Genomic DNA, 26972 nt, shown 5'->3' with positions numbered 1-26972 from the left:
GGCTCCGCCGTCCCGGTGCGCGTCCACCCCCGGCCCGGGCTGCTCGGCGGCCGGCTGAGGCTCCAGCAACTCGTGCTGGTCGAGGTCGCGGTGGCCCTGGTGGCGGTCGGCTGGACCATCAGCAAGCCGATGGCCGGCGCCTTCGGCGCGGTCGCGCTGACGCTGGTCGTCCTCGCCGTGATCCCGCTGCGCGGCCGGACCATCCCCGAGCTGCTGCTGGTGCGCTCGACCCTGAAGGCCCGTCGCAAGCAGGCCCGGACCAACGTGCCGCCGGCCGGCACCGACCCGGCCCTCGCCCCCGCGCTGGAACTCGAACCCGCCCTGCGCACCTACACCCACGCCACCGAGACCGACTTCGGCGGCCGCCCGATGCGCCGCGAGACCGGCATGGTCGGCGACGGCACCTTCCTCAGCTCGGTCCTGCTCGTCCAGGCCAAGGACCAGCCGCTGCGCCCGGTCCGGACCGCGCTGCCGCTGCCGCTGGACGTGGTCTGCTCGGCGCTGCAGGTGGACGACATCACCCTGGAGTCGATCCAGGTCGTCCAGCACACCCAGCCCGCTCCCGCCCCGCACCTGCCCGAGCAGTCGCTGGCCTCCCGCGCCTACCGCGAGCTGCCGGACGGCACCGCCACCCCCGGCCTCCGGCTGACCTGGGTCGCGCTCAAGCTCGACCCGGAGCGCGCCGCCACCGCCGTCCTCGCCCGCGGCGGCGGCGAGGAGGGCGCCCGCAAGGCGCTCCAGCGGGTCACCGACCAGCTGGCCGGGCGGCTCAACAGCGCCGGCTTCAACGCCACCGTGCTGGACGAGCGGGAGCTGATCGCCGCACTCGCCATCTCCAGCTGCGCCAACCCGCTCGCCGTGGCCGGACGCCAGGGCACCGGAAGCGGCGGCGGCAGCGGGCGCCGCACCCAGGAGAGCAACCGGTTCTGGCGGATCGACGACCGCTGGCACAGCACCTACTGGGTCTCCCGGTGGCCGCAGCTCAGCCGCCCCGGCGGCTCCCCCGGGCGGATCGCCGCCCCCGACCTCGTCAACCTGGTCACCGGCTCGCCCGCGCTGGCCAGCACCTTCAGCCTGACCGCCGGTCACGGCACCGGCGGCTCGGTGACGATCAGCGGCCACGTCCGGGTGACCGGGCGCAGCGAGAGCGAGGTGGTCCAGGTCGGCCGCCAGGTGGAGGCCCGGGCCCAGAGCGCCGGCCTCGGCCTGACCCGGCTCGACCTGGAGCAGGCCCCCGGCATGCTCGCCACCCTGCCCCTGGGAGGTGTTTCCTGATGGCTTACCAGACCTATCCGGCCCCCGGCCCGCAGCCCGGCGCCGAGCAGCCCCGGGTCCGGCCGCGCATCCTGCCCGGCTTCGGGCTGCGCGGCCCGCGCCGGGAGAAGCACGTGCTGACCGTCGAGGACCTCGGCGCGCTCTCCTTCCCGGTCGGCGACGACGGCGTGCTGATCGGCGAGGACGTGCAGCAGCAGCCCGCCGTCCTCGGCCTGTTCCGGCCCAGCGCCTACGACCTCGTCCTGGTCGGCGGCGTCTGGACGGCCCAGATCATCGCGCTGCGGGCGGCCGCCACCGGCGCCCGGATCGCCGTCGAGACCGCCCGCGCACAGCTCTGGGGCCCGATGGCGCAGGCCGCGGGCGGCGGCCAGCCGTGCGTGACGATCCACCAGGTCGGCCGGCTCGGCCCGCAGGGCGCCTCGGTGAACTCGCCGGTGCTGGTCGTGCGCGACCTCGGCGTCCGCCCGCCGCGCAGCAGGCTCTCCGCCGCACCCTGGCAGACCACCCTGACCCTGCTGCCCTACCTGGGCCCGAACGCGGCCCGGGTGCTGAACGCGGCCGACCTGGTCGGTGTGCAGCGGGTCTCGCCGCAGGAGGCCGAGCTGATCGGCCGGGTGCTCTCGCTCGGCCCGCAGGACGTCGCCTCGCTGCCCACCCTCGGCGACGACATGACGCTCTGGACGACCCGGATGCGCCGCCAGTACGTCCGAGCCATCGCCGGGCAGGCCGAGCAGCAGGTCCTGGGCGGTCCGCGCCGGATCGACTGACCGCGGTGCGCGCCCCCGCCGGTGCCCCGGTGCTCCCCGGCCGTGCTTCCGGCCGCGCCCCCGCCGTTGTGCCGGTGCCGCCCCGCTGTCCGCCCGGATTCCCCCGGTTCCGGCCCGGTGCTCGCCCGCCGGTTGCCCGGCGAGATGAGACTCCGCCTTCAACGGGGGCTGGTGCACGGCCTAGTCTTTGATGCGGCAACGGCACCGCGAACAGCGGCGGCGAACACGAGGGAGCCCTAGGTGAGCAGCGATCGGGACGGCGTCTACGTCGGCGACAACGCGGCGGAGGACGACGACGACTGGTCCGACGCGCCCGACTACTCTCCCCCGTCCTGGTACGTGCAGACGGAGGCCGCCGCGGCTCCGGCCGCGCCGGTGACGCCCGGGCCTGCGGCCGGAGCGGCGGGCGGGCCACCGGGTGCGGTGGGCGCGCCGGCGGCGGGGGCCGCCGCGGCGGGGGCTGGTTCGGGGACGGCTTCGGGGGCTGCGGCCGCACCGGTGCCCACTCCTTCTCCCGCGCCCGTGCCCGCCCCTGCGCCCGTACCCGCGTCGGAGGCGGCGCCGGTGGCGACGCCTGCGCCGACCCCTGTGGGCGCGCCCGCGCCGGTGGCCTCGCCCGAGCCTGCACCGACCGTCCTGGCCGCGCCGCCCGTCGTTGCGGGGGTGGACGGTCCTGCGGTGCCGCCGCAGGCGGTCGCCGCTCCGGCCCCCGTCCCGGGCCCGGAGACGGCCGCGGCCCCCGCGCCCGCCACCCACGTCGAGGCGCAGCACGTCCCGTTCGCCGCGCCGTCGGCCGAGGCGGCCGCGCCGGTCCCCGGCCCCGCGCCGGAGCAGCCGCAGGCCGCCGCGCAGTCCTGGCCGCCGGCCGCCCCCACGACGCCCCAGCAGCCCGGGCCGTACGCGGACCCGCAGCAGCAGCCGCAGCCGTACGCGGACCCGCAGCAGCCCGTGCAGCAGCCGGTCCCGCAGGTGCAGCCGCAGCAGGCACACCCGTACGCCCAGCCCGTGCCGCCGCAGGACCCGCAGGCCGCCTGGGCCCAGGCCCAGCAGGCGCCGGGCCCGCAGGCGCCCGGTCCGCAGGCACCCGGTCCGCAGGCGCCGCCGGTCGACCCCCGGCAGGCCGGCTGGCCGCAGCCGAACACCTACCAGCAGTCCCCGCAGCAGGTGCAGGTGCCGCAGGCGCAGCAGCAGCCGCAGCAACCCCAGCAGGTCCAGCCGCAACCCCAGCAGGCCCAGCAGCCGGGTCCGGCCCAGCCGTGGCAGCAGGCGCAGCAGCAGCCCCAGCAGCAGGCTCCGGCGGCGTTCCAGCAGGCCGCAACCCCGCAGCAGACCGCGCACGGCGCCCCGCTCGGCTACACGGCCGCGGTCGAGCTCTCCTCGGACCGCCTGCTGCGCAGCCAGCCGAAGCAGCAGCGCCAGCAGCCGCGCTTCCAGTTCGGCGGCAAGGCCGCCGCGGCCGAGAAGGCCCGCAAGCTGGAGGTCATCCGCACCCCGGTGCTGAGCTGCTACCGGATCGCCGTGATCAGCCTCAAGGGCGGCGTCGGCAAGACCACGACCACCACCGCGCTCGGCGCGACCCTGGCCAGTGAGCGCCAGGACAAGGTGATCGCGATCGACGCCAACCCGGACGCGGGCACCCTCGGCCGCCGGGTCAAGCGCCAGACCGGCGCGACCATCCGCGACCTGGTGACGGCCATCCCGCACCTGCGCAGCTACATGGACATCCGCCAGTTCACCTCGCAGGACCTGCACTCGGGCCTGGAGATCCTGGCGAACGACGTCGACCCGGCCGTCTCGACGACGTTCAACGACTCGGACTACCGCCAGGTGATCGACGTGCTGGGCCGCCAGTACCCGATCATCCTGACCGACTCCGGCACCGGCCTGCTGTACAGCGCGATGCGCGGGGTGCTGGACCTCGCCGACCAGCTGATCATCGTCTCGACGCCGAGCGTGGACGGCGCCTCGTCGGCCTCCACCACGCTGGACTGGCTCTCCGCGCACGGCTACGCGGACCTGGTGCAGCGCAGCATCACGGTGGTCTCCGGGGTCCGCGAGACCAGCAAGATGATCAAGGTCGAGGACATCGTCGCGCACTTCCAGACCCGCTGCCGCGGCGTCGTCGTGGTGCCGTTCGACGAGAGCCTGGCGGCCGGTGCCGAGGTCAACCTCGACATGATGCGGCCCAAGGTCCGCGAGGCGTACTTCGATCTGGCCACCCTGGTCGGCGAGGACATCATCCGCGCCCAGCAGTCCGCCCAGCAGTCCGGCTGGCAGCAGCAGGCGCAGCAGCCCCCGCAGGCCGCCGCGCCGTACCCGGGCCAGCCCCAGCCGTACGCGGACCCGCAGCAGCAGGGCTACCCGCAGCAGGCACAGCCGCAGCCCTACCCGCAGCCGGGCCAGCCCGGTCAGGGCGGCTACCCGGCCAACCAGCCCGCGCCCGGCGCGCCGTGGTCCCCGCAGCCGGGGCAGACCCCGCCGCCCCCGCCGGGCTACGGCTACCCGCAGGCCCAGCCGCAGCCGGGCACCCAGCCGCCGCAGCAGGACTGGCAGCAGCAGGCCCAGCCGCCGGCCGGCTACGGCTACCCCCAGGGGCAGCCGCCCCAGGGCCAGCCGCAGCCCGGTGCGCAGCCGCCCGCCGGGTACGGCTACCCGCAGCCGCCCCAGCAGCAGTAGCAACGCGGAAGGGCCCGCCGGCCGTCTCGGGATCGAGACCGGCCGGCGGGCCCTTCGGTGTCCGCGGACGCGGGCGTCAGGCGGCGTCGGTGAGTTCGCGGGCCTGCTTGACGTCGTCGGCCATCCGGTCCAGCAGCGCGTCGATGGAGTCGAACTTCTCCATCCCGCGCAGGTACGCCAGGAAGTCGACGGCGACGTGCAGCCCGTAGAGGTCCAGGCCGACCCGGTCGATCGCGTAGGCCTCGACCGTGCGGGCGGTGCCGTCGAAGGTCGGGTTGGTCCCGACCGAGATCGCCGCCGGCATCCTCTCGCCGTCGGCCGTCAGCCAGCCCGCGTAGACGCCGTCGGCCGGGATCGCGCTGTGCGGCACGGTCTCCACGTTGGCGGTCGGGAAGCCCAGCTCGCGGCCGCGCTGCGCGCCGCGGACCACCACGCCCTCGACCCGGTGCGGGCGGCCCAGCACCTCGCCGGCGCCGGCCATGTCGCCGGCCGCGACCAGCCGCCGGGTCAGCGTCGACGAGAACGGCTCGCCGTCGCCGGCCGCCCCGCGCACCTCCAGGTCGAGCACCTCGACGCCGCAGTCGGCCGCCCGCCCCAGCTCGGTGAGGAGCCGGACGTCGCCGGCCGCCCGGTGCCCGAAGCGGAAGTTGGGGCCCTCGATGACCAGGCACGCGTGCAGCGCGTCCACCAGCACCTGCTGGAAGAAGGTCTCCGGGGACTCCTTCGAGAACTCGGCGGTGAACGGCAGCACCAGCACGGCGTCCACGCCGAGCGCCTCGATCAGCTCGGCGCGGCGCGGCTGCGGGGCCAGCAGCGGCGGGTGGCTGCCCGGGCGGACCACCTCGCTCGGGTGCGGGTCGAAGGTGACGACGACCGAACGGACGCCGTGTTCGCGGGCGCGCTCGACCACCCGGTTGATGATCAGCTGGTGTCCGCGGTGCACACCGTCGAACGAACCGATGGTGACGACGCTGCGTCCCCAGTCACCGGGGATCTCCTCCAGGCCACGCCAGCGCTGCACCCTGACCGCTCCTTGTTCCGTACGGCGCGTACCTTCTGTACGCTCAAACGCTCAAAACCCGAACCCCTATAGCGTGCCATGCGCCTGCCCCTGCTTCGGCACCGGAAGGCGGGTTGGGCGCACCGCCGGGTACCGGGCCGGGCCGGCCGGTGTGCGAACGGTCACCTGCTCGTCCTCCCAGGCGTCCTCCTGCCCTGCACGGCGCCCGGTTTCGGGCCCTTCGCCGCGCGCTTCGCCCCGTTCGGCGTCGGCGGCGGCGTACCGCGGGTCGCGCCCGGCCGCCGCCAGCGCCCGCAACCGGTCCAGCCCGGGCCCGCGCGGCGGGAGCGGCCAGCCGTCCTCGGGCCACTGCGCCAGCAGCAGCGCGAACTCCGCCGAGCGGACGGCGCAGCGGACCAGCAGCCCGTCCGCATCCGGCAGTCCGGCCACCACCCGGGCCAGCACCGTCCGGGCCCGGGCCGGCCGTTCGGCCGCGCAGTGCCCGGCCAGCCGCTCCACGACGGCTCCGAGCACCTCCGGGTCGCTCTCGGCGGCCAGCAGCGTGTCGAGCAGATCACACCGCAGGGCGTCCGCCGCGGCCTGGGCCACCGGCACCGCCAGCACCTCCGCGAACGGCCGCCGCACGGCCGCCTCCCGGGCCGCCAGGGCGCTGCCGAGAAGCAGCCTCAGCTCCAACCGGGCGGCCGGCTCCTCGGCCGCCCCGTGCCGCAGCCGGCGGCCCAGGTAGTCGACGGCGACCGGGCCGGCCGACGCCGGCTGCGCCCGCAGCAGCCGGGCGGCCAGCTCGGCGCCCCGCCGGCCGGCCGGTGGGGCGGCGTCGGCCAGCACCCGCAGGATCTCGGCGGCCGGGGTGCCCGGCCGCTGCAGCCGGTCGGCGAACGCGGCGACCACCGGCTCCGGGTCGCTCTCCAGCGCCGGGGCCAGCGCCCGCGCGGTGAGGAAGCCGTCCTCGCCGTGCCGGTAGACGGCGAGCGCCGCCGGCAGGTGGGCGGCCCTGGTCCGCCCGTCCCGGACCAGCAGGGCCAGGGCGGCGCCGTGCAGCCCGGGCTCCTCCTCCCGGGCCAGCAGGGTCAGCGCGGTGAACCGCAGCAGCTCCGCACCGGCGCCGCGCGCGTACGGGGCGGCCCGCAACGCGTGGACGGCGGCGGCGACATGACGCTCGGGCCGCCGGTCGTGGCTCCAGCGGTCCACCGCCCGGCAGAGCGCGGAGGGCTCCTCGGAGGCGAGCACGGTGAGCAGCGCGTCCGCCCTCGGGTGCGCGGCGTCGGCCAGCGCCTCCGTCAACTCGTCCAGGGCCAGTGCCCGGTGGGCGTACAGCAGGTCGTGGGCGAGGTCGGCGACGGTGGTGCCGGGGCGGCCGGGCAGGCCGCGCGGGTCGTCGAACCAGCCGCAGAGCAGCGGCAGCACGCCTGCCGGGTCGGCACGCAGCCGGCCGGCCGCGGCGGCGAGAAACGGCTGCCCGGGGCCGTCCGCGGTCACCAGGCGGCGCAGCAGCTCCAGTTCCTGCTCCGCAGGCAGGCCGAGACCGGTCCAGAACGCCGGGCCGAAGCGGCCCAGACCGTCGGCCGGCAGCCGCTCGAACCCTCCGGCCGCCGGGGCGACTTCGGCGATCCGGACGGCCAACTGGCCGAGCAGCGCGCGGTGTTCACCGAGGTCCGGGCTGGCCGCCAGCCCGGCCACCAGCAACCGGCCCGCCCACCAGCCCGGTTCGCTGCCCGGCGGGCGCAGGTCCAGGGCCCGCCAGATCCGGTGCAGCCAGGGATCCAGGGCGGGCGCGCCCCAGGTCTGCGCCAGCCGCCGCAGCGCGGCCGCCACCGGGCCGACCCGGTGCCGGGCCACCGAACGGGCCTCCCCCGCCGGCCCGGGCCCCTCCTGCCCGTTGGCGGGCGAGGGGGGCGTGTCCTCGGCCTCGCCGAGCAGCAGGCGCAGCGCCGCGTCGAGGTCCAGGTGCAGGCCCTGCAGCCAGTCGGAGAACTCGCCGTGGGCGAACCGGTAGCCCGGCCCGGCGGGCACGAACAGGCCCTCCGCCAGGACGGCCGTCGCCCAGCCGCCCGCCACCGGGAACAGCTCCTCGAACACCGCCCGGCCGAGCCCGCCCTGCTCCGCCCCCAGCATCCGCCGGGCCGCCTCGTGCACCCGGCCCGCCACCGCGGCCGCCAGCCGCCGCACCCGGCCGTGCGACAGCCCCGCCGGCCGGCCGGCGCCCCGCCGGTGGGCCCCCGGCCGCCGGGGCCGGCCGTCGGAGGCGAGCCGCTGGGCCACCCGCAGACAGCGCAGGTCCAGCTGCGCCGCGAACAGCTCGCCCCGGCCCGGCGGCTCGCCGCGCACCCCCTCCGCCCACAGCTCCCCGGCCAGCCGCACCGCCAACGGATGCCGGGCGTCCGCCGGCGCCGGCCATCCCGGCCGCAGCCCGTACCGGCGCCGCACCCGGTCCGCCGCCTCGGCCGGCAGCGGCCCGAGCCGGTGAACGGCGAGGACCCTGCGACAGCGACAGCCCGCGCCGTCCGGTAAGCCGCCGGACGGGCCCGCCGGCCCGCCTACGACACCACCCGGCGCATGGCGTTCCCCGGCCGCCGCCCAGGCGTCACCCCCCTCCGGGACGCACCGGCCGGCGGCCGTGGCCCCCTGCTCCACCGCTGCGCCCCCTGAACCACCCGGCAGACGGTGCTCCCCCGGCACCGCGGCCCCGCCGCCCCCGCCCGGCAGGCACCGGCCGGCGGCCGGGCCGCCGCACCCCGCCGCCCCGCCATCGACACCACCCCCCGCATAGCGCTCCCCCCATGCCACGCCGTCGTCGGCCCCGTCCCCGTCCGGTGCCAGCCGCTCCCAGGCGTCCTCCCCGCAGGCCGTGACCAGCCGTGCGCCGGTGGCCGTCAGCCACTCCCCGGCCGCCCGCAGCCAGGCCGCGTCGAGCGGGACGGGCGCCTCCTCGGGCCCGTCCAGGATCACCAGCAGCGGCCGCCCCGCCGCCGTGCAGAGACCTGCCACGGTGTCCGGCCCGGGCACCGGGCGGCTGCCCAGGGCGGTCGCGGCCGCCGCCAGTGCGCGCTCCACCGCGTCGGCGAGCGCGGCGGACTCCGCGCGCAGGTCGGCGCCACGCAGCCAGAGGGTGGGCAGCGGACGGTCGCCGCCACCGCGGCGGACGGCGAGCGCGGCCAGTTCGGTGCTCCGGCCCGAGCCCGGCGCGCCGACCAGGGCGGTGACCGTCGCGGCCGGCTCGTCCCCGGCCAGGCCGTCCGGGCGGTCGACCCGGTCGGCGGCCAGGGCGCCCACCCGGTCGGGGCCCGCGCCGGCGGACGCCACCTGGGCGGCGGTGAGGCGCAGGACACCCGCCAGGTTGAGCGCCGGCCCGTACGCCGGGACACCGGCGTCGTTACGCGCCAGCGCCTCGGCCAGCTCCGGCGCGCGCTCCCCCGCACCGCCCCCGTACGCGGGGACGGCCGCGAGCGCGCCCGCCTGCTCGGGCGCGCGCACGGCCGGCGCGGCGACGCCGATCACCACGCCGCTGCGGGCGTCCAGCACGGGCGCCCCGGCGGGCACGGCCACCGCACCGCCGCCGGCCGGCAGACCGAGCAGCAGCACGCCGCCGAGCAGGTGGAAGCGGTCCGGCCCCACGGCCGGCGGCGAGGGCACGTAGACCGCCCCGGTGGCGCCGATGAGGCCGCAGGCGAGCGCTACCACCCGGCCGTCCTCCCCGCTCAGTGCGGGCAGCACCACGTCGCGGCCGGTGCGCACGCCGTCCGGGCGGGCGACGGGCAGCGGCGGCACCGGCAGCCCGCCGACGCCGTCGGTCCGCAGCAGGGCGAGGCCGTGCCCGGGCAGTGGCAGGACGCTCTCCGGGCCCAGGACGCGGGTCTGCCCTCCTGGGGTGTGCAGGACGATCCGGTCGAGGCCCGCGACGCTCTCGTGGGCGGTGAGGACGGTGCCCTGCGGGTCGGCGACGAACCCCAGCCCGTGCAGCCGTCCGTCCAGGTCGCGGATCCGCAGCAGGTACCGCCCCGGATCGTGCGCCGCCTCGTTTCCGTCCAGGGTTCCCGGCATTCGCGCAGCCCTCCCCGCAGGGCCCGCCGGCCCGGGAGCGGACTCGTCGCGGCGACCTGCTCGCCGCCCGGGAGCCTGCCCGCCGTCGGCGCGCCCCGACCCCGCCCACGCCGCTCACCACCATGGTTCACCTCGTGCGCTCCCCTGTGCGGGTGAACCTCGGCACCGGCCCGCCCATGCTCCCCGTGCGTGGCCCCGCCGCCGCGCGCCGCAGCCGTACCGGGGCAGCAGAAAGCCCCCTGCCGCCCGCAGGGGCGCCAGGGGGCTCGTACCGCGGAAGGACTCAGCGGAAGGACTCAGCCGACGAAGACCGCGACCGGCTTCGCCTGGCCGCCCTTCTCCTCCACCAGCGCGAGGAACCGGTCGTCCGGCCCGAACACCGCGATCGGCCCGTCCACCCCCAGCCCGGGCGCCTTCAGGCGGGCGCCGTGCGAGAGCAGCTTGGCCTGCTCGGCGTCGAGGTCCCAGCGTGGGAACGCCGCCGCGGCGGCCTCCCCGATCGGCAGCACCTCCAGCCCCGCGCCGGAGTCGCCGGTGACGGCGGCCTCCAGCTGCTCCAGCGTCCGCGCCGACTCCACCCCGTACGGGCCGACCTTGGTCCGCCGCAGCGCGGTCAGGTGGCCGCCGACGCCGAGCCCGGCGCCGAGGTCGCGGGCCAGCGCCCGGATGTAGGTGCCGGAGGAGCACTCCACCGTGACGTCCAGGTCGAGCACCGGCGTGCCGTCCTCGGCGACGGCCTCCCGGTACTCGTGCACGGTGAAGGAGTGGATCGTGGTCGGCCGGGCCGCCAGCTCGAACTCCTCGCCCTCGCGCACCCGCGCGTACGACCGCTTGCCGTCGATCTTGATCGCGCTGACCTTGGACGGCACCTGCATGATCTCGCCGGTGAGCGCGGCGATCCCGGCCTCGACGGCCTCCCGGCCCACGCCGTCCGCCGCCGTGGACGAGGTGACCTCGCCCTCCCGGTCGTCGGTGACGGTGGTCTGGCCGAGCCGGATGGTCGCCTCGTACGTCTTGGCGGTGAGCATCAGGTGCCCGAGCAGGCGGGTGGCCCGCTCCACGCCGATCACCAGCACGCCGGTGGCCATCGGGTCGAGCGTGCCGGCGTGGCCGACCTTCCGCGTCCCGGCCAGCCACCGCAGCTTGGCGACCACCCCGTGCGAGGTGATGCCCTCCGGCTTGTCGACGATGACCAGGCCGTCCGGACCGGTGCCTTTGCGCTTCATCAAGTTCTTTCTCTAAAGATGATCAACTGACGGGCCGCAGTGCGGCCCGGAACCGCTCGACCACGGTCTCCACGCCCTCCCGGGCGCTGAACCCGGCCGCGAAGGTGTGCCCGCCGCCGCCGAGTTCGGCGCAGGCGGCCGCGACGTCCACCGCACCCTTGGAGCGCGAGGAGCCCCGCAGCGTGCCGTCCGGGTCCTGCTTGAGCACCAGCGCGACCTCGGCCTCGGCCGGGCGGCGGACGATGTCGATCAGGCCCTCGATCTCCTCGACGGTGACGCTGAACAGCGCGAGGTCCTGGTACGGCACCCAGGTCCACACCAGGCCCAGGCCGCCGGCCGCGTCGGGCTCGTAGACGGCCCGGTCGAGCGCGGCGGCCAGCACCTTGAGGTAGCCGAAGGAGGAGGTGTCCCACAGCTGCCGGGAGATCAGGTCGTGCCGGATGCCGGTGGCCAGCAGCCGCCCGGCGAGTTCGTGGGTCGCGGGCGTGGTGGCCCGGTACTTGAAGGAGCCGGTGTCGGTGGCGACCCCGGTGTAGAGGCAGGTGGCCAGCGGCTGGTCGAGTTCGACGCCGAGGCGGCGCAGCAGCTCGTCCACCAGGACGGCGGTGGCCGGGGCGGTCGGGTCGATCAGCTGGTGGGTGCCGAAGCCCGGGTTGGAGGCGTGGTGGTCGATGACCACCAGCACGGGCGCGGCGAAGGCCTTGTCGTGCAGCAGGCCGAGCCGGCTCTCCGCGGCGACGTCGAAGCAGAGCACCAGCTCGGGGGTGTCGGGCACCTCGGAGGCCGGCACGATCAGCTCCTGGCCGGGCAGGAAGGACAACGACTCCGGCACGATCTGCGGGTCGTCACCGAAGGAGACCCGGACGTCGTGGCCGAGCCCGCGCAGGGCCAGCCCGGCCGCCAGGGCCGAGCCGAGCGCGTCACCGTCGGGGCAGATGTGGCAGATCAGGTCGATCGAGCCGGCCCGCCCGATCTCCGCGACCACCTGCTGCCAGACCAGCTCGAAGCCGCTCTCCTCGGCGCGCGGCCCCGGAAGCACCGCGAGGGCACCCTCCACCGTGCTGGTGGAGGACGCCCCCGTGGTTGATCCAGCTGTCGAACCGGCCGCTGCCGGCTCACCCGCCATGACTACTCGTCCTCGTCGTCACGCTCGGACGCCGGCACCTTGTACGGGTCGGCGTCGCCGGCGAAGGTCGCGCCCGCCGCGGTGGTGCGCACCGCGGCGTCGATGGCCCGGGCCCGGTCGAGCAGGTCGTCGATGTTCCGGGCGTTCTCCGGCAGGGCGTCCGCGACGAAGGTCAGCGTCGGGGTGAAACGCACCCCGATCTTGCCGACCTCGGAGCGGATCACGCCCTTGGCGCTCTCCAGCGCGGCGGCCGAGGCCTCGCGCTCGGCTTCGTCACCGAAGACGGTGTAGAAGACGGTGGCCTCGCGCAGATCGCCGGTGACCCGGGTGTCGGTGATGGTCACGAACCCCAGCCGGGGGTCCTTGATCCGCCGTTCCAGGGTCTGGGCGACGACCACCTGGATGCGGTCGGCGAGCTTGCGCGCCCTTGCGGTGTCGGTCACGTTGCCTCCTCGTGCAGTGGGCCGGGTGCCCGGGCGTACTGCCTGCCCGTCGGGGCCCATGCCCCAAAGTACCGGCCCGCGCCCAGCCTTGTGGGCGCTCTCGGTCCTGATCTGTGTGAGAACGGCGACTCGCGCCGGTCCCTTCCGCAGACCTCATTCATCGTCGTCGTTGTGGTAGCGCCTCCTGGCGGAGAGCAGCTGAACCTCGGGGCGGCCGGCGACCAACCGCTCACAGCTGTCCAGGATCTCTGTGACGTACCCGGCTTCGCCGGACACCACCGCGAGGCCGATCTCGGCCCTGCGGTGCAGCTCCTGGTTCCCGGTCTCGGCAGCGCACACGCTGTACTTGCGCTGCAGTTCGGCCACGATGGGCCGCACGATCGAACGCTTCTCCTTGAGCGAGTGGACGTCGCCCAGCAGCAGGTCGAAGGTGAGTGTTCCCACGAACATGTATGACAGGTCTCGCCGACCTGGAAGGCCTCGGGGACAGCCCTGAACCGGGCTGGTACTGCTACTCCCGGACCCTACACAGCGAGACCGGGGCCGGTCGACGGGAATTCCACCCGTCGACCGGCCCCGGACACCACTCGCTTACGCGCGCGGCTTCTCGCGCATCTCGTAGGTCTCGATGATGTCCTCGACCTTGATGTCGTTGAACGACCCCAGGGTCACACCGGCCTCGAAGCCCTCGCGGACCTCGGTCGCGTCGTCCTTGAAACGACGCAGACCCTCGATGGTGAGGCTCTCCGCCACGACCTTGCCGTCGCGGATGAGGCGGGCCTTGGCGTTGCGGCGCAGCAGGCCCTCGCGGACGATGACACCCGCGATGTTGCCGAACTTGGAGGAACGGAACACCTCGCGGATCTCCGCGGAGCCGAGGCGCACCTCCTCGTACTCGGGCTTGAGCATGCCCTTGAGGGCGTTCTCGATCTCCTCGATCGCCTGGTAGATGACCGAGTAGTACCGGACGTCCACGCCTTCCTTGTCGGCCGCGGTACGCGCACGGCCTTCGGCGCGCACGTTGAAGCCGATGATGATGGCGTCCGAACCCATCGCCAGGTTGACGTCGGACTCGGTGATCGCACCCACACCGCGGTGCAGGATGCGGAGCTCGACCTCCTCGCCCACGTCGAGCTTGACGAGGGCGTCCTCGAGGGCTTCGACCGAACCGGAGACGTCACCCTTGATGATGAGGTTGAGCTGCTCGATCTCGCCTGCGGCGATGGCCTTGTCGAGGTCCTCGAGGGACACCCGGACCCGACGCTGCGCGAAGGCGGCGTTGCGGTCGCGGGCCGAGCGCTTCTCGGCGATCTGACGGGCGGTGCGGTCCTCGTCGACGACGATGAAGCTGTCGCCGGCGCGGGGCACCGAGGTCAGACCGAGCAGCAGCACCGGGCGGGACGGGCCGGCCTCGGCGAGGCTGTTGCCGTTCTCGTCCAGCATCGCGCGGACGCGGCCGTAGGCGTCGCCGACCACGATCGAGTCACCGACGCGGAGGGTACCGCGCTGGACCAGGACGGTCGCCATGGCGCCGCGTCCCTTGTCGAGGTGGGCCTCGATGGCGATACCCTGCGCGTCCTGCTCGGGGTTGGCCCGCAGGTCCAGCGAGGCGTCCGCGGTCAGGACCACGGCCTCCAGCAGCTGGTCGATGTTGAGGCCCTGGCGCGCGGAGATGTCGACGAACATGGTGTCGCCGCCGTACTCCTCGGCCACCAGCCCGAACTCGGTCAGCTGACCGCGGACCTTGGTCGGGTCGGCGCCCTCGACGTCGATCTTGTTGACGGCGACCACGATCGGCACACCCGCGGCCTTGGCGTGGTTCAACGCCTCGACCGTCTGCGGCATGACACCGTCGTTGGCCGCGACCACCAGGATCGCGATGTCGGTGGACTTGGCACCACGGGCACGCATGGCGGAGAACGCCTCGTGACCCGGGGTGTCCAGGAAGGTGATCGGGCGCTCTTCGCCGTTCACGATCGTGGCCACCTGGTAGGCACCGATGTGCTGGGTGATGCCACCGGCCTCGCCGGCCACCACGTTCGACTTGCGAATGGCGTCCAGCAGGCGGGTCTTACCGTGGTCGACGTGACCCATGACGGTGACGACCGGCGGGCGCGGGGCCAGCTGGTCCTCGTCGCCCTCGTCGGCGCCGAAGTCGATGTCGAACGACTCCAGCAGCTCGCGGTCCTCGTCGTCGCGGCTGACGATCTCCAGGATGAAGCCCATCTCGCCGGCCAGCAGCTCGAGGGTCGCGTCGGAGACCGACTGGGTCGCGGTGACCATCTCACCGAGGTTGAACATGACGGAGACGAGCGCGGCCGGGTTGGCGTTGATCTTCTCCGCGAAGTCCATCAGCGAGGCGCCGCTCGACAGGCGAACGGTCTGACCGTTGCCGCGAGGCAGCATCACACCGCCGACGGACGGGGCCTGCATGGCCTCGTACTCCTGGCGCTTCGCCCGCTTCGACTTGCGGCCACGGGCCGGACGGCCACCGGGGCCACGGCCGAAGGCACCCTGCGTGCCACCACGGGCACCCGGGCCGCCGGGACGGCCGCCGAAGCCACCCGGACGCGGGCCGAAGCCGCCACCGCCACCGGGGGCACCGCCACCGGGACGGGGGCCGCCGAAGCCGCCACCGGCCGGACGCGAGCCCGGACCGGCCGGACGGCCGGCGAAGCCCGGACGGGCGCCACCGGCGCCACCCGGACCACCGGGACGGCCGCCGGGGCCACCGGGGCCACGGCCGCCGGGGCCCGGACGCGGGCCCGGAGCCGGACGCTGCGGCATCATGCCGGGGTTCGGACGCGGCATGCCGGACGGGGTCGGGCCGCCGGGACGCGGACCGGCCGGACGGGGCATGCCGTCGGGACGCGGGGCACCACCCGGACGGGGGGCACCGGCACCGGGGGCACCGGGGCCACCGGCCGGACGCGGACGGTCGCCACCGGGGCGCGGGGCGCCACGGTCGGCACCGGGAGCACCGGCGGGACGCGGACGGTCACCACCGGGGCGCGGGGCGCCACGGTCGCCACCCGGACGTCCACCGGCCAGGCCCTCGGGGCGCGGGCCGCGGTCGCCGCCCGGACGCGGGCGGTCACCGGCGGGAGCACCGGCACCCGGACGCGCACCCGGCGCGGCCGGACGACGGTCACCGGGACGGGCCATGCCCGTGGCACTGCCCGAGGTGAACGGGTTGTTGCCCGGACGCGGACCGGCCGGACGCGGGCCCGGACGGGCGCCGCCACCGGCGGGGCCGGCAGCCGCCGGACGCGCGGCCTGGGCGGCCGGACGCTCGGTGGGCGCCTCGGCCGGAGCCGGCGAGGAGAACTCGGCCGCCGGAGCAGCCGGAGCCGCCGGTGCGGCGGGGCGGGCCGCCGGGCGCGGGCCCGGGGTCGGCGCGCCCGCGGGGCGCGGGGCGGCAGCAGCCGGGGCGGCGGGCGCCGGTCCGGCTGCGGGGGTCGGACGGGGGCCCGGCGCCGCGGCAGGGCGCGGACCCGGGGTCGGGGCACCCGGCTTGGGTGCGGCCGCACCGGCGGCGGAACCACCGGCGGGCTGGGGCGCCGCGGGCTTCCGCGGGCCAGGCTTGGCAGCGGAACCACCAGCGGTGGGGGCCACTCCCAGAGCGTCAGTCAACTTGCGCACGACCGGCGCCTCGATCGTCGAGGACGCCGAACGGACGAACTCACCGAGCTCGGTCAGCTTGGCCATGACGGCCTTGCTCTCCAAGCCAAGCTCCTTGGCGAGTTCGTAAACCCGGACCTTAGCCACTTCACTCCTGTCTATGAGTCCGGGGGGTCTCGTCCGCCGGACTGTCGCTACTTCATGGGCGTACCCATCGCGTACTCATCGCGTACTCATCGAGTGCTCATCGCAATCTCGACCTACTTCCACATCGCGAGGTACCTGACTGGTGGCACGGCGCGCGGCTGCCCGCGCACTGTGCTTGTTGCGGTGGTTCTCCGCCGCGTGGAGCGGCGGCCGTAACGGGGAGGTGCCCGCCGGGCCGGCCTGAGGAAGCTCAGGGCGCCGGGGTGTCGCCTGCCCGCTCCTCGATGTACCCGCGGAGCCGCTCGGTGTCGAGCGTGCCCTGGAGCCGGAAGGCCCGGGGGAACGCCCGGCGGCGGACCGCGAGGTCGAGGCAGGCCGGATCGGGGTGCAGGTGCGCGCCCCGGCCCGGCAGTGCGCCACGGGGATCGGGGACGCAGACGCCCTCGACCGCCGTGACACGCAACAGCTGGTGCTTGGCCGCTCGCTTGCGGCAGCCCACGCAGGTGCGTTCCGGGCGTGCTCGGACATGCGTCCGGCCAGACGAAGGCAAGTCTACCCCTCCGAAGGGACATGGCGCCGCCCCGCCGATCCAGGGTGGAACGGCGGGGGGCCCGTGACAACGGTTATGACTGGGCGAAGCCGCTCTCAGACGTCACCGGCACGGCCGCCGTTCTCGGGCCGGCCCTCCGGCTGACCCTCGCCCTGGCCCTCGGTGTCCGGCCGGATGTCGATCCGCCAGCCGGTGAGGCGGGCGGCCAGGCGGGCGTTCTGCCCCTCCTTGCCGATCGCCAGCGACAACTGGTAGTCGGGCACGATCACCCGTGCGGAGCGCTGGTTGTAGTCCACGATCTCCACGCTCGTCACCCGTGCGGGGGACAGCGCCGCGGCGACCATCTCGCGCGGGTCCTCCGACCAGTCGACGATGTCGATCTTCTCGCCGTGCAGCTCGCCCATCACCGCGCGCACCCGGCTGCCCATCGGGCCGATGCAGGCGCCCTTGGCGTTCAGCCCGGCCCGGCGCGACCAGACCGCGATCTTGGTGCGGTGGCCGGCCTCGCGGGCGATCGCCGCGATCTCCACGCTGCCGTCCGCGATCTCCGGGACCTCCAGCGCGAAGAGCTTCTTCACCAGGCTGGGGTGGGTGCGCGAGAGCGTCACCGACGCGCCGCGGACACCCCGGCGCACCGCCACCACGTAGCACTTGAGACGGGTGCCGTGCCGGTAGTCCTCGCCCGGGACCTGCTCCTGCGGCGGCAGGATGGCCTCCAGCTTGCCGATGTCGACCAGCACGTTCTTCGGGTCGTTGCCCTGCTGGACGACACCGGTGACGATGTCGCCCTCCTTGCCCGCGTACTCGCCGAACGTCTGGTCGTCGGCGGCGTCACGCAGGCGCTGCATCATCACCTGGATGCCGATGCTGGACGCGATCCGGCCGAAGCCGCTCGGGGTGTCGTCGAACTCCTTCGGCTCGACGCCCTCGTCCAGCTCCGCCGGGTCCTCCGTCGCCCACACCGTGACGTGGCCGGACTTGCGGTCCAGCTCGACCCGGGCGCGGCGGCGCGAGCCCTCGGTGCGGTGGTACGCGGTGAGGAGGGCCGACTCGATGGACTCGACCAGCAGGTCGAAGGGGATGTTCTTCTCGTTGACCAGCGTGCGCAGGGCACTCATGTCGATGTCCACGGCTACGCCTCCTCGTCTTTCGTCACGTTCATGTTGCTGGGGCTCATGGCCTGAGCGGCCCTCCGGTCGGTGCGCGGAGCGTCACTCGGCACCGTCGTCCCCCTCGTCGGAAGCGTCGTCGTCGGCGAAGTCCGGGGTCTCGTCGAGGAGCTTCTCGTCCTTGCGGTTGAACTCCACCTGGACGCGCGCCCGGTCCACCTCGGTGTACGCCAGACGGCGCTCCTTGGGGCGGCCGCGGCCCTTCACCGGCTGCACCTCGACCAGCGCGCCGTCCTCGTCCGCCTCCAGCACGCGGGCGACGATCTCCCCGCCGTCGACCAGGTGGATCTTGGCCAGCCGGCCCTCGGCCCGGCGCCAGTGGCGGGGCTCGCTCAGCGGACGCTCGGCGCCCGGCGAACCGACCTCCAGCACGTACGCGCCGGCGCCCATCACGTCGGACTCGTCCAGGGCCTCGCCGACCACGCGGCTGAACTCCGCGATGGCGTCCAGGTCCACGCCGCCGTCGGCGTCCACGTCGATCTGCACCTGCCGGCGGCTGCCCGCCTGGGTGACCTTCACGTCCTCCAGGTCCAGGCCCTCCCGGGCCGCCAAGGGCTCCAGCAACGCACGCAGCCGGTCGATGTGGGTGGTGCTCATCCGGGTGGACTCCTCGGCCGCGTCTGCTGTTGTCAGGAGGGGGACCGCGCCCCCCGGCGCCGGTACGGCACAGGCCGGGTCGCGGCAGCTCGGCCCAAAGCCTATCCGGTGAAACCGCCAACCACCGATTCCGGACGGCGCACGGCAGCCCGCGCGACACCACTGCGAGCAAGGTCACACCGGCCCGGCCGGGCACCGGCGGACCCAATCCGCCCCCACAGACATGGGGATTCTGTAATCATTCACGCCAACGAGGCAGACGGGCAGGCCGTCCTCCCGTACACGCCCCGGAGTGACGACGATGCAGCCGCCCAGCCGACGGACCTTCCTGGCCCTCGGGCTGCTCCTGACGACGGGCGGCGCCCTCGCCGCGTGCACCGACTCGCACGACGACGGGCACGGCACCACCGAGGGCGAGCGGCGCCGCCCCGACCCGGACGAGCCGGTCCGGCTGCGCGCCGTCACCGCCACCGACGCGCTGCTCGCCGGGTACGACGCCCTGCTGGCCGGGCCCGGTGCGGGGCAGGCCGCACAGCTCCAGCCGCTGCGGGCCGAGGTGGTCCAGCACCGGGCCGCCCTGGCGGCCGGCCTTCCGGGGGCGTCGCCGTCCGCCACCACCCCGGGCGCCGCCTCGGCCTCGGCCTCTCCCCCGGCCCCCGCCTCCGCCGCCGGCGGGACCGCCTCGGCGGTCACCACCACCGCCGCGCTCGCCTCGCTGGAACGGCAGACCGCGCAGGCCCGGCTCGCCGACCTCGGCGCCGCCTCGCCGCAGCTGGCCCGGCTGCTCGCCTCGGTCTCCACCGCCGGGGTGCTGCACGCCGTCGCGCTCGGTGACGCCGCCCCGCCGACCGTCCCGGCCCCCGCGCCGACCGAGCCGGCCGGCGCCTCCGCGTCCGCCTCGCCGTCCGCCGCCCCGTCCGGGGCCTCGTCCGTGTCCCCGTCCGGTCCGGGCAGCGCGGCGGCCATCGGCCCCGACGCCGTCACGGCCTTCCAGGGCGCCCTGAGTGCCGAACACGCCGCGATCTACGGCTACGGCGTCGTGGGCGCCCGGCTCCCCGACGACCAGCAGCGCACCGACGCCCGCACCGCCTACGCCGCCCACCAGACCCGGCGGGACGCCTGGCAGCGGCTGCTCGGCGGGGCCGGCGCCACCCCGAGCGCGGCCGCCGCCGGGTACCAGCTGCCGTTCGCGGTCAGCGACGCTGCGGGCGCGGGCCGGCTCGCCGCCCACATCGAGACCCGGCTCACCGCCGTCTACGCCGACCTGGTCGCCGCCGTCACCGGCACCCAGCGCACCACCGCCGCCGACGCGCTCCGCGAGTGCGCCCTGCGCGCCCGCCGCTGGGGTGCCGCCCCCACGGCCTTCCCGGGCCTTCCCGACCCCGCCACCACCCCGGCACCCGGCACCCCCACCGCCGGCAGCCCCAGCGCGGGCAGCCCCGCGCCGACCGCCGGCGCCTGACGCCGCGGCCGCACGGGAAGCCGGCCCGCCGGCCTCCCACGCCCCGCCCCCTCGCCCCGCCCCCTCACCCCCGCCTCCCGGCCCCGGTGCCCCGCACCGGGACCGGCCCCGCCGGCTTCCCGCCCCCACCGCCCTGACCTGCAGATACCGCCCTCGCCCCGCCCCACTCCCCTGCGTCGCTGACCTGCGGTTTCGCCGCCATGGCCGACAATGGACGGGTAGCACCACGGGGGAGCACCAACCGGAAGGCCAGCATGTCGGCAGCATCAGGGCAGATCACCGTCCCCGAGTGGCTGGCGCGAAGCGTCGGCGCGGACGAGGAGGGGCGGAGCTGGCTGGCGGAGCTGCCCGGCCTGGTCGCCGACGGGCTGGCCCGCTGGGATCTCACCCTGGAACGGGTGCTCGACCCCGGTGGCAGCCTGAGCCTGATCGGCTACGTCCACCGCGACGACCTCAGCCCCGCCGTCCTCAAGGCCGGCCTGGTCACTCCCGAGACCGCACAGGAGCACGCCGCGCTCGCCCACTGGGCCGGCCGCGGGGCCGTGCTCCTGCTGGCCGCCGACCCGGCCCGGGGGGTGCTGCTGCTGGAGCGGCTGCACGGTGACATCCCGCTGCGGTCGCTGGCCGAGCCGAAGGCGATGCTGGAGGCCACCAGCCTGCTGCACCGGCTCTGGGTGGAGCCGTCCGAGGGCCACCCGTTCCCCCCGCTCGCCGACCGGGTCGCCGCCACCGCCGAGCGGCTGCGCCGCCACCCCGAACTGCCCGGCGCCGCCGAGGTGTCCGCCCTGGTCGCCGAGGCCGTGGAGACCGCCGAGGGGCTGCTCGGCTCCGCCACCGAGGTGTTCCTGCTGCACGGCGACTTCCACCACGGCAACGTACTGGCCGCCGACCGCGCGCCGTGGCTGGCGATCGACCCCCGGCCGCTGACCGGCGAACGCGCCTACGACCTGGCCCGGCTGGCGCTGGACCGGGCCGACACGCTGGTCGGCTCCCCGGGCGTGCCGGCCGCCGTCCGCCGCCGGCTGCACCAGCTCTCCGACGCCCTGGACGTGGACCGGGACCGGCTGCGCGGCTGGACGCTGGTCCGCGCCGCCGACCTCGGCCTGCGCGCGCTGGCGGCGGGCCGCCGGGAGGACGCCGAGCTCTACCTGGAGTTCGCCGGCGCGCTCTGAGGCGCCGGCGGCTTCAGCAGCGGAAGCCGGGCGCCCATGACGGCGTAGAGGCGCTCGGTGTTGGGGAAGTGCACCGCGCGCGCGAGGTCCTGGTAGCCGAGGGAGCGGTACAGGCGGCGGGCGGGGGTCTCGGCGTCGATCGCGGAGAGGATGCTGCGGCGCAGGCCGGACCGCTCGCAGAGGGTCCGGATCAGGGCGGAGCCGATACCCCGGCCCTGGTGGTCGGGCAGCACGTGCAGCTCGGTGATCGCGAAGACGTCGTCCAGCCACTCCCCGTACCCGTACGCCTCCAGGTAGGGCTGGATCACGGTGCTCCACCAGTGCTCGCGGCGGTTGGGCATGCCGTACCCGAAACCGACCAGCCGGCCGCCGCTGAGCGCGCCCAGCGCGATCACCCCGGGCTGCTGCGCGTGCCGCCCGACGATGTGCAGGCGGACCATGACCTCCTCGGGCGTCAGCCCGAACGCCACCGCCTGGACATCGAGCGCCTGCGGCGCCCACGCCGCAAGGTCGATGGCCTCGATCGTCACCCCGGTCAGCTGATCCATGACCCGGACGTTACTACCGGCGAGGGCCCGGTGCGGCCCTGGGCCCGGAACCGGCTTCCTCCACAGCGCACGCCTCAGAAAAGGACGCTCATGAACGCGCCGACCTCGCGGAAGCCGACCCGGCGGTAGGCCGCGCGGGCGCGCAGGTTGTAGTCGTTGACGTAGAGCGAGACCACCGGGGCGACCTCGCGCAGGGCGATGTCGAGGACGGCGGCCATTCCGGTCTCGGAGAGCCCCTGACCGCGGTGGGCAGGGTCCACCCAGACGCCCTGGATCTGGCAGGCGCCCTCGGTGACGGCTCCGATCTCGGCCTTGAAGACCACCTGGCCGTCCTCGGCGAACCGGGCGAACGAGCGCCCGGCGGCGACCAGTTCGGCGACCCGGGCCTGGTAGAGCAGTCCGCCGTCGCCGGCCAGGGGGGAGACCCCGACCTCCTCGGTGAACATCGCCACGCAGGCCGGCATCAGCGTCTCGACCTCGGTGCGCCGCACCCGCCGCACCAGCGGGTCGGGGGCGATCTCGGCGGACGGCACGGTGGTGGCCATCAACGGCTGGTGGCCGCGGACCTCCCGGGCCGGGCCCCAGCTGCGCTCCAACAGTGCCCAGAGGGCCGCGGTGGGCTCGGCGGGGCCGACGATCGAGGAGCACCTGCGGCCCTGGCGGCGGGCCCGTTCGGCGAAGGCCTGGACGGCCTGCGGCCCGGCGTTGACCAGCACGAGGTTGGCGCCGGCGTAACAGAGCGCGTCCAGTTCGCCGTGCTCGTCGTACCAGCCCCACATCTCGCCGCCGAGGCGCCAGGGGTCCAGGCCGACGGCCTCGACCCGGGTGGCGACGAAGGCGTTGGCGACCGGGTCCCGGTGCAACACCTCCAGGGTGTCCGCGAGGTCGGGGGCCTCCAGGACGCGCGTGGTCACCAGGGCGCGGGCGGCCTGGAACGAGCTGGGGAGCATCACACCTCGATCGAGCATCGAGACAGCACCTCACTGAGACGACTCTGGCCGCACCCTACTCCGTGGCCCCACCCGGCTACGGCCGCGGGGTCGTCCGCGCACGGACGACCCCGCCTCCGGAAACTACCGTCCGCTGGTCACTCCGCAGCGGTCACGGTCGGGGCACCCGACTCGACGCCCTCGGCCTGCATCTGCTCGGCGAGCTTGAGGGCCTCCTCGATCAGGGTCTCGACGATCTTCGATTCGGGGACGGTCTTGATGACCTCGCCCTTGACGAAGATCTGGCCCTTGCCGTTGCCGGAGGCGACGCCGAGATCGGCCTCGCGGGCCTCGCCCGGACCGTTGACGACGCAGCCCATGACGGCGACGCGCAGCGGCACCTCCATGCCCTCCAGGCCGGCGGTGACCTCCTCCGCGAGCTTGTAGACGTCGACCTGGGCGCGGCCGCAGGACGGGCAGGAGACGATCTCCAGGCCGCGCTCGCGCAGGCCGAGCGACTCCAGGATCTGGTTGCCGACCTTGATCTCCTCGGCCGGCGGGGCGGAGAGGGAGACCCGGATGGTGTCGCCGATGCCCTCGGCGAGCAGCGCGCCGAAGGCGACCGCGGACTTGATGGTGCCCTGGAACGCCGGGCCGGCCTCGGTGACGCCGAGGTGCAACGGGTAGTCACAGGCGGCGGCGAGCTGGCGGTACGCGTTGATCATCACGACCGGGTCGTTGTGCTTGACCGAGATCTTGATGTCGCGGAAGTCGTGCTCCTCGAACAGCGAGCACTCCCAGAGCGCGGACTCGACCAGCGCCTCGGGAGTGGCCCGGCCGTACTTCTCCAGGAGGCGCTTGTCGAGCGAGCCCGCGTTGACGCCGATCCGGATCGGGACCCCGGCGTCCCTGGCGGCCTTGGCGATCTCGCCGACCTTGTCGTCGAAGGCCTTGATGTTGCCCGGGTTGACGCGGACCGCGGCGCAGCCGGCGTCGATCGCGGCGAAGACGTACTTCGGCTGGAAGTGGATGTCCGCGATGACCGGGATCTTCGACTTCTTGGCGATGATCGGCAGCGCGTCGGCGTCGTCCTGCGACGGGCAGGCCACCCGGACGATCTGACAGCCGGAGGCGGTCAGCTCCGCGATCTGCTGCAGCGTGGCGTTGATGTCCGCCGTCACCGTGGTGGTCATGGACTGCACCGAGACGGGCGCGTCGCCGCCGACCGGAACGTTGCCGACCATGATCTGCCGGGAGAAACGGCGCTTGGCGAGCGGCTTGAGCGGCAGGGACGGAATACCGAGCGAGATCGCGGTCATGTGCGCAGGGTTCCCCGGGGTTGAGGTGAGGTCGGTCCGGCCGTTCGGGAAGGCCGGGGCCGGGCGCGCCGATGAACGCGCACCCGGCCTCCAACGGTACGGCACGGTGGTGGCCCCGGGCACACCAGCCGTACCCGCACCGTCAGCTGATCTTGACGGGGTTCACCAGGTCGGCTACCAGCACGAGCAGGGTGAAGCCGATGAAGATGCTGGCCACCACGTAGGCGAGCGGCATCAGCCGGGCCACGTCGAAGGGGCCCGGGTCGGGCCGCTTGAACAGCCGTGCGAGACGCCGGCGGACCGACTCCCAGACCGCGCCGGCGATGTGGCCGCCGTCCAGCGGGAGCAGCGGCAGCATGTTGAACAGGAAGAGCGACAGGTTGATACCGGCCAGCAGGTTCACGAAGAAGGCGATCCGCTGGCTGCCGGGGATGTCGAGGGAGAAGACCTCACCGCTGACCCGGGCGGCACCGACCATGCCGATCGGCGAGTCCGGGTCGCGGGGGGCGTCGCCGACGACCGCGTTCCACAGGCCCGGAATCTTGCCGGGCAGGGCGGCCAGCGACTTCACCCCGTTCTCGCCCATGTCGTACATCCGGTCGAGGGACTGGCCGAAGGTCTGCTGGACGATCGCGCGCTTCGGGGTGAACCCGAGGAAGCCCGCCTGCACGGTCTCGCCCTTGACCGGCAGATTGTTGCCGTCGAACTTCTGCACGGCGTTGACGGCGATCGTGGGGGTGAGCGTGAGCTGCTGCCCGTCGCGCTCGACCACGATCGGCACGACCTTGCCGGCCGACTTGCGGATGTCCGCCTGGAGCTGGTCGTAGTCGCGGATCCGGTCACCGTCGAAGGAGACGACCTTGTCGCCCTGCTTCAGGCCGACCTGGAAGGCCGGGGTCGGCGGCGCGTCGGCCGGGCAGACGTCGGTGGGCTGGCCGGCCTTGACGATGCACTGGGAGACCGAGCCGATGGTCGGCAGCGCGGTGGGCTGCCCGAAGCCCATGTTGACCGTCAGGAAGAGCCCGAACGCCAGGATCAGGTTCATGAACGGGCCGGCGAACATGACGATGACGCGCTTCCAGGGCTTGCGGGTGTAGAAGAGGCGGCTCTCGTCACCCTCCTGGAGCTCCTCGTAGGACGCCTCCCGGGCGTCCTCGATCATCGTCCGGAACGGCGAGCTGCTGCGCTTGGTGATCCGCCCGTCCTCACCGGGAGGGAACATCCCGATCATGCGGATGTACCCGCCCAGCGGGATCGCCTTGAAGCCGTACTCGGTCTCGCCCTTCTTCCGGGACCAGACCGTCGGGCCGAAGCCGACCATGTACTGCGGCACCCTGATGCCGAACAGCTTGGCCGTGGAGAGGTGGCCCAGCTCGTGCCAGGCGATCGAGATGAGCAGCCCGACCGCGAAGACCAGGATGCCGACCACCGTCAAAACCGTTGCCACAGCTGGCCCTCCGTCATGCCGCTCCGCTCGTCGTCTTGTCGTACCGCGTCGTGCCGTAGAGCGTCGTACGGCAGGGCGACCTACCGTACGACGGCCCGTCGGTCCCGCGGTACCGCTGCACTGCGGCCGGAGCCGTCAGCCCGCCGCCAGCTCGCGGGCCCGGGCGCGGGCCCAGTCCTCCGCGTGCAGGACGTCCTCGACGGTCAGAGAAGTTCCCGACGCCGGCGCCCCGTGCTCGGCCACGACCTTGGCAACAGTGTCCACGATTCCCGTGAAGGCGAGGCGGCCGTTCAGGAACGCCTCCACGCACTCCTCGTTCGCCGCGTTGAAGACGGCCGGGACGGTGCCGCCCAGCGACCCCGCCTCGCGGGCCAGCTCGACCGCCGGGAAGGCCTCGTTGTCCAGCGGGAAGAACTCCCAGGTGGCCGCCTTGGTCCAGTCGCAGCCGGGCGCCGCGTCCGGGACCCGGTCCGGCCAGCCGATGCCCAGCGCGATCGGCATCCGCATGTCCGGCGGGCTGGCCTGCGCCAGCGTCGACCCGTCCGTGAACTCCACCATCGAGTGCACGACCGACTGCGGATGGACCACGACCTCGATCCGCTCGAACGGCACGTCGTAGAGCAGGTGCGCCTCGATCACCTCCAGGCCCTTGTTCACCAGGGTGGCCGAGTTGATCGTCACCACCGGGCCCATCGCCCAGGTCGGGTGCGCCAGCGCGTCCTTCGGGGTGACGCCGGCCAGCTGCTCACGCGTCCGGTTGCGGAACGGGCCGCCGCTGGCGGTGACCACCAGCTTGCGGACCTCCGCCCGGGTGCCGCCGGCCAGCGCCTGGAACAGCGCGGCGTGCTCGGAGTCCACGGGCACGATCTGCCCGGGCTTCGCCACCGCCTTCACCAGCGGACCGCCGACGATCAGCGACTCCTTGTTGGCCAGCACCAGCACCCGGCCCGCCTCCAGCGCGGCCAGAGTCGGACGCAGGCCGATCGAACCGGTGATGCCGTTCAGCACCGAGTGGCACTCCATCGCCGCCAGCTCGGTGGCCGCGTCCGGGCCCGCCAGCACGGCGGGCAGCGGCCGGCCGGCCGCCTTCGCCGCCAGCGCCTCGCGCAGCGCCGGCTCGGCCGCCGGGTCGGCGACCGCCACCGTGTGCACGCCCAGCTCCAGGGCCTGCTCGGCGAGCAGCTCCACCCGGCCGCCGGCCGCCGACAGGGCGACCACGCGGAAACGGTCCGGGTTGCGGCGCACCACGTCGATGGCCTGGGTGCCGATCGAACCGGTGGAGCCGAGGATCACCAGCTCCCGGGGAGCGGAAGGGTCCTTCACCGCGGGGGTGAAGCGCAGCTGCGGGTGGGCGAGCGAAGTCATGCGCCCATTGTGTCCTGCCCGCCGGCCTCCCCGGGACGCCCCTCCTCCGCAGGACGCCCCTCCTCCCCGGG

General features: G+C 74.9%; 20 protein-coding genes. 5 read left to right on the top strand and 15 right to left on the bottom strand.

Going from position 1 to position 26972, the window contains the following annotated elements:
* The first annotated feature begins 15 nt into the window (after window positions 1–15).
* From eccE to ACZ5WK_RS33125, 3 genes are all read left to right on the top strand, one after another.
* Window positions 16–1275, top strand: coding sequence for a type VII secretion protein EccE (eccE, locus tag ACZ5WK_RS33135; RefSeq protein ID WP_465553072.1), 1260 nt, complete (start codon window positions 16–18; stop codon window positions 1273–1275).
* On the top strand, window positions 1275–2042 hold the full coding sequence (locus ACZ5WK_RS33130) for a hypothetical protein (RefSeq protein ID WP_465553070.1): 768 nt from the start codon (window positions 1275–1277) through the stop codon (window positions 2040–2042). Before eccE ends, ACZ5WK_RS33130 begins: the two co-directional genes overlap by 1 nt.
* A gap of 240 nt (window positions 2043–2282) precedes the next feature.
* On the top strand, window positions 2283–4718 hold the full coding sequence (locus ACZ5WK_RS33125) for a MinD/ParA family ATP-binding protein (protein WP_465553068.1): 2436 nt from the start codon (window positions 2283–2285) through the stop codon (window positions 4716–4718).
* Window positions 4719–4794: 76 nt separating this feature from the next.
* Here the strand turns inward: ACZ5WK_RS33125 and ACZ5WK_RS33120 are convergent, their stop codons facing one another.
* The 10 genes from ACZ5WK_RS33120 to rimP all read right to left on the bottom strand — a co-directional run bounded on the left by ACZ5WK_RS33120 (window position 4795) and on the right by rimP (window position 18659).
* Window positions 4795–5739 (bottom strand): bifunctional riboflavin kinase/FAD synthetase, encoded by a 945-nt coding sequence (locus ACZ5WK_RS33120; protein ID WP_396325593.1) that lies wholly within the window; start codon window positions 5737–5739, stop codon window positions 4795–4797.
* Window positions 5740–5805: 66 nt separating this feature from the next.
* Complete coding sequence (locus ACZ5WK_RS33115) at window positions 5806–9780, bottom strand: hypothetical protein (protein WP_465553066.1); 3975 nt, start codon at window positions 9778–9780, stop codon at window positions 5806–5808.
* Between the two features lie 296 nt (window positions 9781–10076).
* Window positions 10077–11006, bottom strand: coding sequence for a tRNA pseudouridine(55) synthase TruB (gene truB / locus ACZ5WK_RS33110; RefSeq protein WP_465553064.1), 930 nt, complete (start codon window positions 11004–11006; stop codon window positions 10077–10079).
* A 22-nt stretch (window positions 11007–11028) separates the two neighbouring features.
* Window positions 11029–12132, bottom strand: a complete 1104-nt coding sequence (locus tag ACZ5WK_RS33105) for a DHH family phosphoesterase (RefSeq protein WP_465553062.1) — start codon at window positions 12130–12132, stop codon at window positions 11029–11031.
* Between the two features lie 2 nt (window positions 12133–12134).
* The gene (gene rbfA, locus ACZ5WK_RS33100) at window positions 12135–12575 is read right to left on the bottom strand and encodes a 30S ribosome-binding factor RbfA (protein ID WP_209416822.1); all 441 of its coding nucleotides are present in this window, start codon (window positions 12573–12575) and stop codon (window positions 12135–12137) included.
* A gap of 153 nt (window positions 12576–12728) precedes the next feature.
* The gene (locus ACZ5WK_RS33095) at window positions 12729–13025 is read right to left on the bottom strand and encodes a DUF503 domain-containing protein (protein WP_396325598.1); all 297 of its coding nucleotides are present in this window, start codon (window positions 13023–13025) and stop codon (window positions 12729–12731) included.
* A gap of 141 nt (window positions 13026–13166) precedes the next feature.
* Complete coding sequence (infB, locus tag ACZ5WK_RS33090; protein ID WP_465553059.1) at window positions 13167–16343, bottom strand: translation initiation factor IF-2; 3177 nt, start codon at window positions 16341–16343, stop codon at window positions 13167–13169.
* Window positions 16344–16593: 250 nt separating this feature from the next.
* Complete coding sequence (locus ACZ5WK_RS33085; protein ID WP_241002778.1) at window positions 16594–16842, bottom strand: YlxR family protein; 249 nt, start codon at window positions 16840–16842, stop codon at window positions 16594–16596.
* Between the two features lie 146 nt (window positions 16843–16988).
* Window positions 16989–18023, bottom strand: a complete 1035-nt coding sequence (nusA, locus tag ACZ5WK_RS33080) for a transcription termination factor NusA (RefSeq protein WP_465553056.1) — start codon at window positions 18021–18023, stop codon at window positions 16989–16991.
* Between the two features lie 81 nt (window positions 18024–18104).
* Complete coding sequence (gene rimP / locus ACZ5WK_RS33075; protein ID WP_465553054.1) at window positions 18105–18659, bottom strand: ribosome maturation factor RimP; 555 nt, start codon at window positions 18657–18659, stop codon at window positions 18105–18107.
* A gap of 931 nt (window positions 18660–19590) precedes the next feature.
* Here rimP and ACZ5WK_RS33070 point away from each other — a divergent pair.
* Window positions 19591–20121: a ferritin-like domain-containing protein gene (locus ACZ5WK_RS33070; protein ID WP_465553104.1), complete on the top strand. Its 531-nt coding sequence runs from the start codon at window positions 19591–19593 to the stop codon at window positions 20119–20121.
* 254 nt (window positions 20122–20375) lie between these two features.
* Complete coding sequence (locus ACZ5WK_RS33065; RefSeq protein ID WP_465553052.1) at window positions 20376–21293, top strand: aminoglycoside phosphotransferase family protein; 918 nt, start codon at window positions 20376–20378, stop codon at window positions 21291–21293.
* Here the strand turns inward: ACZ5WK_RS33065 and ACZ5WK_RS33060 are convergent.
* From ACZ5WK_RS33060 to dxr, 5 genes are all read right to left on the bottom strand, one after another.
* Window positions 21266–21841, bottom strand: coding sequence for a GNAT family N-acetyltransferase (locus ACZ5WK_RS33060; RefSeq protein WP_465553050.1), 576 nt, complete (start codon window positions 21839–21841; stop codon window positions 21266–21268). The two genes, ACZ5WK_RS33065 and ACZ5WK_RS33060, sit on opposite strands and share 28 nt — an antisense overlap.
* Before the next feature lie 74 nt (window positions 21842–21915).
* Window positions 21916–22791 carry a GNAT family N-acetyltransferase gene (locus ACZ5WK_RS33055; RefSeq protein ID WP_465553102.1) on the bottom strand — a complete coding sequence of 292 codons (876 nt, stop codon included), beginning with the start codon at window positions 22789–22791 and terminating at the stop codon, window positions 21916–21918.
* A gap of 137 nt (window positions 22792–22928) precedes the next feature.
* Entirely contained in the window at window positions 22929–24089 is a 1161-nt protein-coding gene (gene ispG / locus ACZ5WK_RS33050) for a flavodoxin-dependent (E)-4-hydroxy-3-methylbut-2-enyl-diphosphate synthase (RefSeq protein WP_396325604.1), read from the bottom strand.
* Window positions 24090–24231: 142 nt separating this feature from the next.
* Complete coding sequence (locus tag ACZ5WK_RS33045) at window positions 24232–25536, bottom strand: M50 family metallopeptidase (protein WP_465553048.1); 1305 nt, start codon at window positions 25534–25536, stop codon at window positions 24232–24234.
* 135 nt (window positions 25537–25671) lie between these two features.
* The gene (gene dxr / locus ACZ5WK_RS33040; RefSeq protein ID WP_465553046.1) at window positions 25672–26901 is read right to left on the bottom strand and encodes a 1-deoxy-D-xylulose-5-phosphate reductoisomerase; all 1230 of its coding nucleotides are present in this window, start codon (window positions 26899–26901) and stop codon (window positions 25672–25674) included.
* Window positions 26902–26972 lie beyond the last annotated feature (71 nt).

This window comes from Kitasatospora sp. NPDC032757 (genome assembly GCF_055579305.1).
Note: the sequence above shows the minus strand (reverse complement) of the source record. Positions and strands in the feature narration are given on the sequence as shown.

Excerpts from the sequence above, each read along its gene's own strand:
- ACZ5WK_RS33130 (WP_465553070.1), top strand. The coding sequence starts at position 1,275 with ATGGCTTACCAGACCTATCCGGCCCCCGGCCCGCAGCCCGGCGCCGAG.
- ACZ5WK_RS33115 (WP_465553066.1), bottom strand. The coding sequence starts at position 9,780 with ATGCCGGGAACCCTGGACGGAAACGAGGCGGCGCACGATCCGGGGCGG.
- truB (WP_465553064.1), bottom strand. The coding sequence starts at position 11,006 with ATGAAGCGCAAAGGCACCGGTCCGGACGGCCTGGTCATCGTCGACAAG.
- ACZ5WK_RS33105 (WP_465553062.1), bottom strand. The coding sequence starts at position 12,132 with ATGGCGGGTGAGCCGGCAGCGGCCGGTTCGACAGCTGGATCAACCACG.
- ACZ5WK_RS33095 (WP_396325598.1), bottom strand. The coding sequence starts at position 13,025 with ATGTTCGTGGGAACACTCACCTTCGACCTGCTGCTGGGCGACGTCCAC.
- rimP (WP_465553054.1), bottom strand. The coding sequence starts at position 18,659 with ATGAGCACCACCCACATCGACCGGCTGCGTGCGTTGCTGGAGCCCTTG.
- ACZ5WK_RS33065 (WP_465553052.1), top strand. The coding sequence starts at position 20,376 with ATGTCGGCAGCATCAGGGCAGATCACCGTCCCCGAGTGGCTGGCGCGA.
- ACZ5WK_RS33060 (WP_465553050.1), bottom strand. The coding sequence starts at position 21,841 with ATGGATCAGCTGACCGGGGTGACGATCGAGGCCATCGACCTTGCGGCG.
- ACZ5WK_RS33055 (WP_465553102.1), bottom strand. The coding sequence starts at position 22,791 with ATGCTCCCCAGCTCGTTCCAGGCCGCCCGCGCCCTGGTGACCACGCGC.
- ispG (WP_396325604.1), bottom strand. The coding sequence starts at position 24,089 with ATGACCGCGATCTCGCTCGGTATTCCGTCCCTGCCGCTCAAGCCGCTC.
- dxr (WP_465553046.1), bottom strand. The coding sequence starts at position 26,901 with ATGACTTCGCTCGCCCACCCGCAGCTGCGCTTCACCCCCGCGGTGAAG.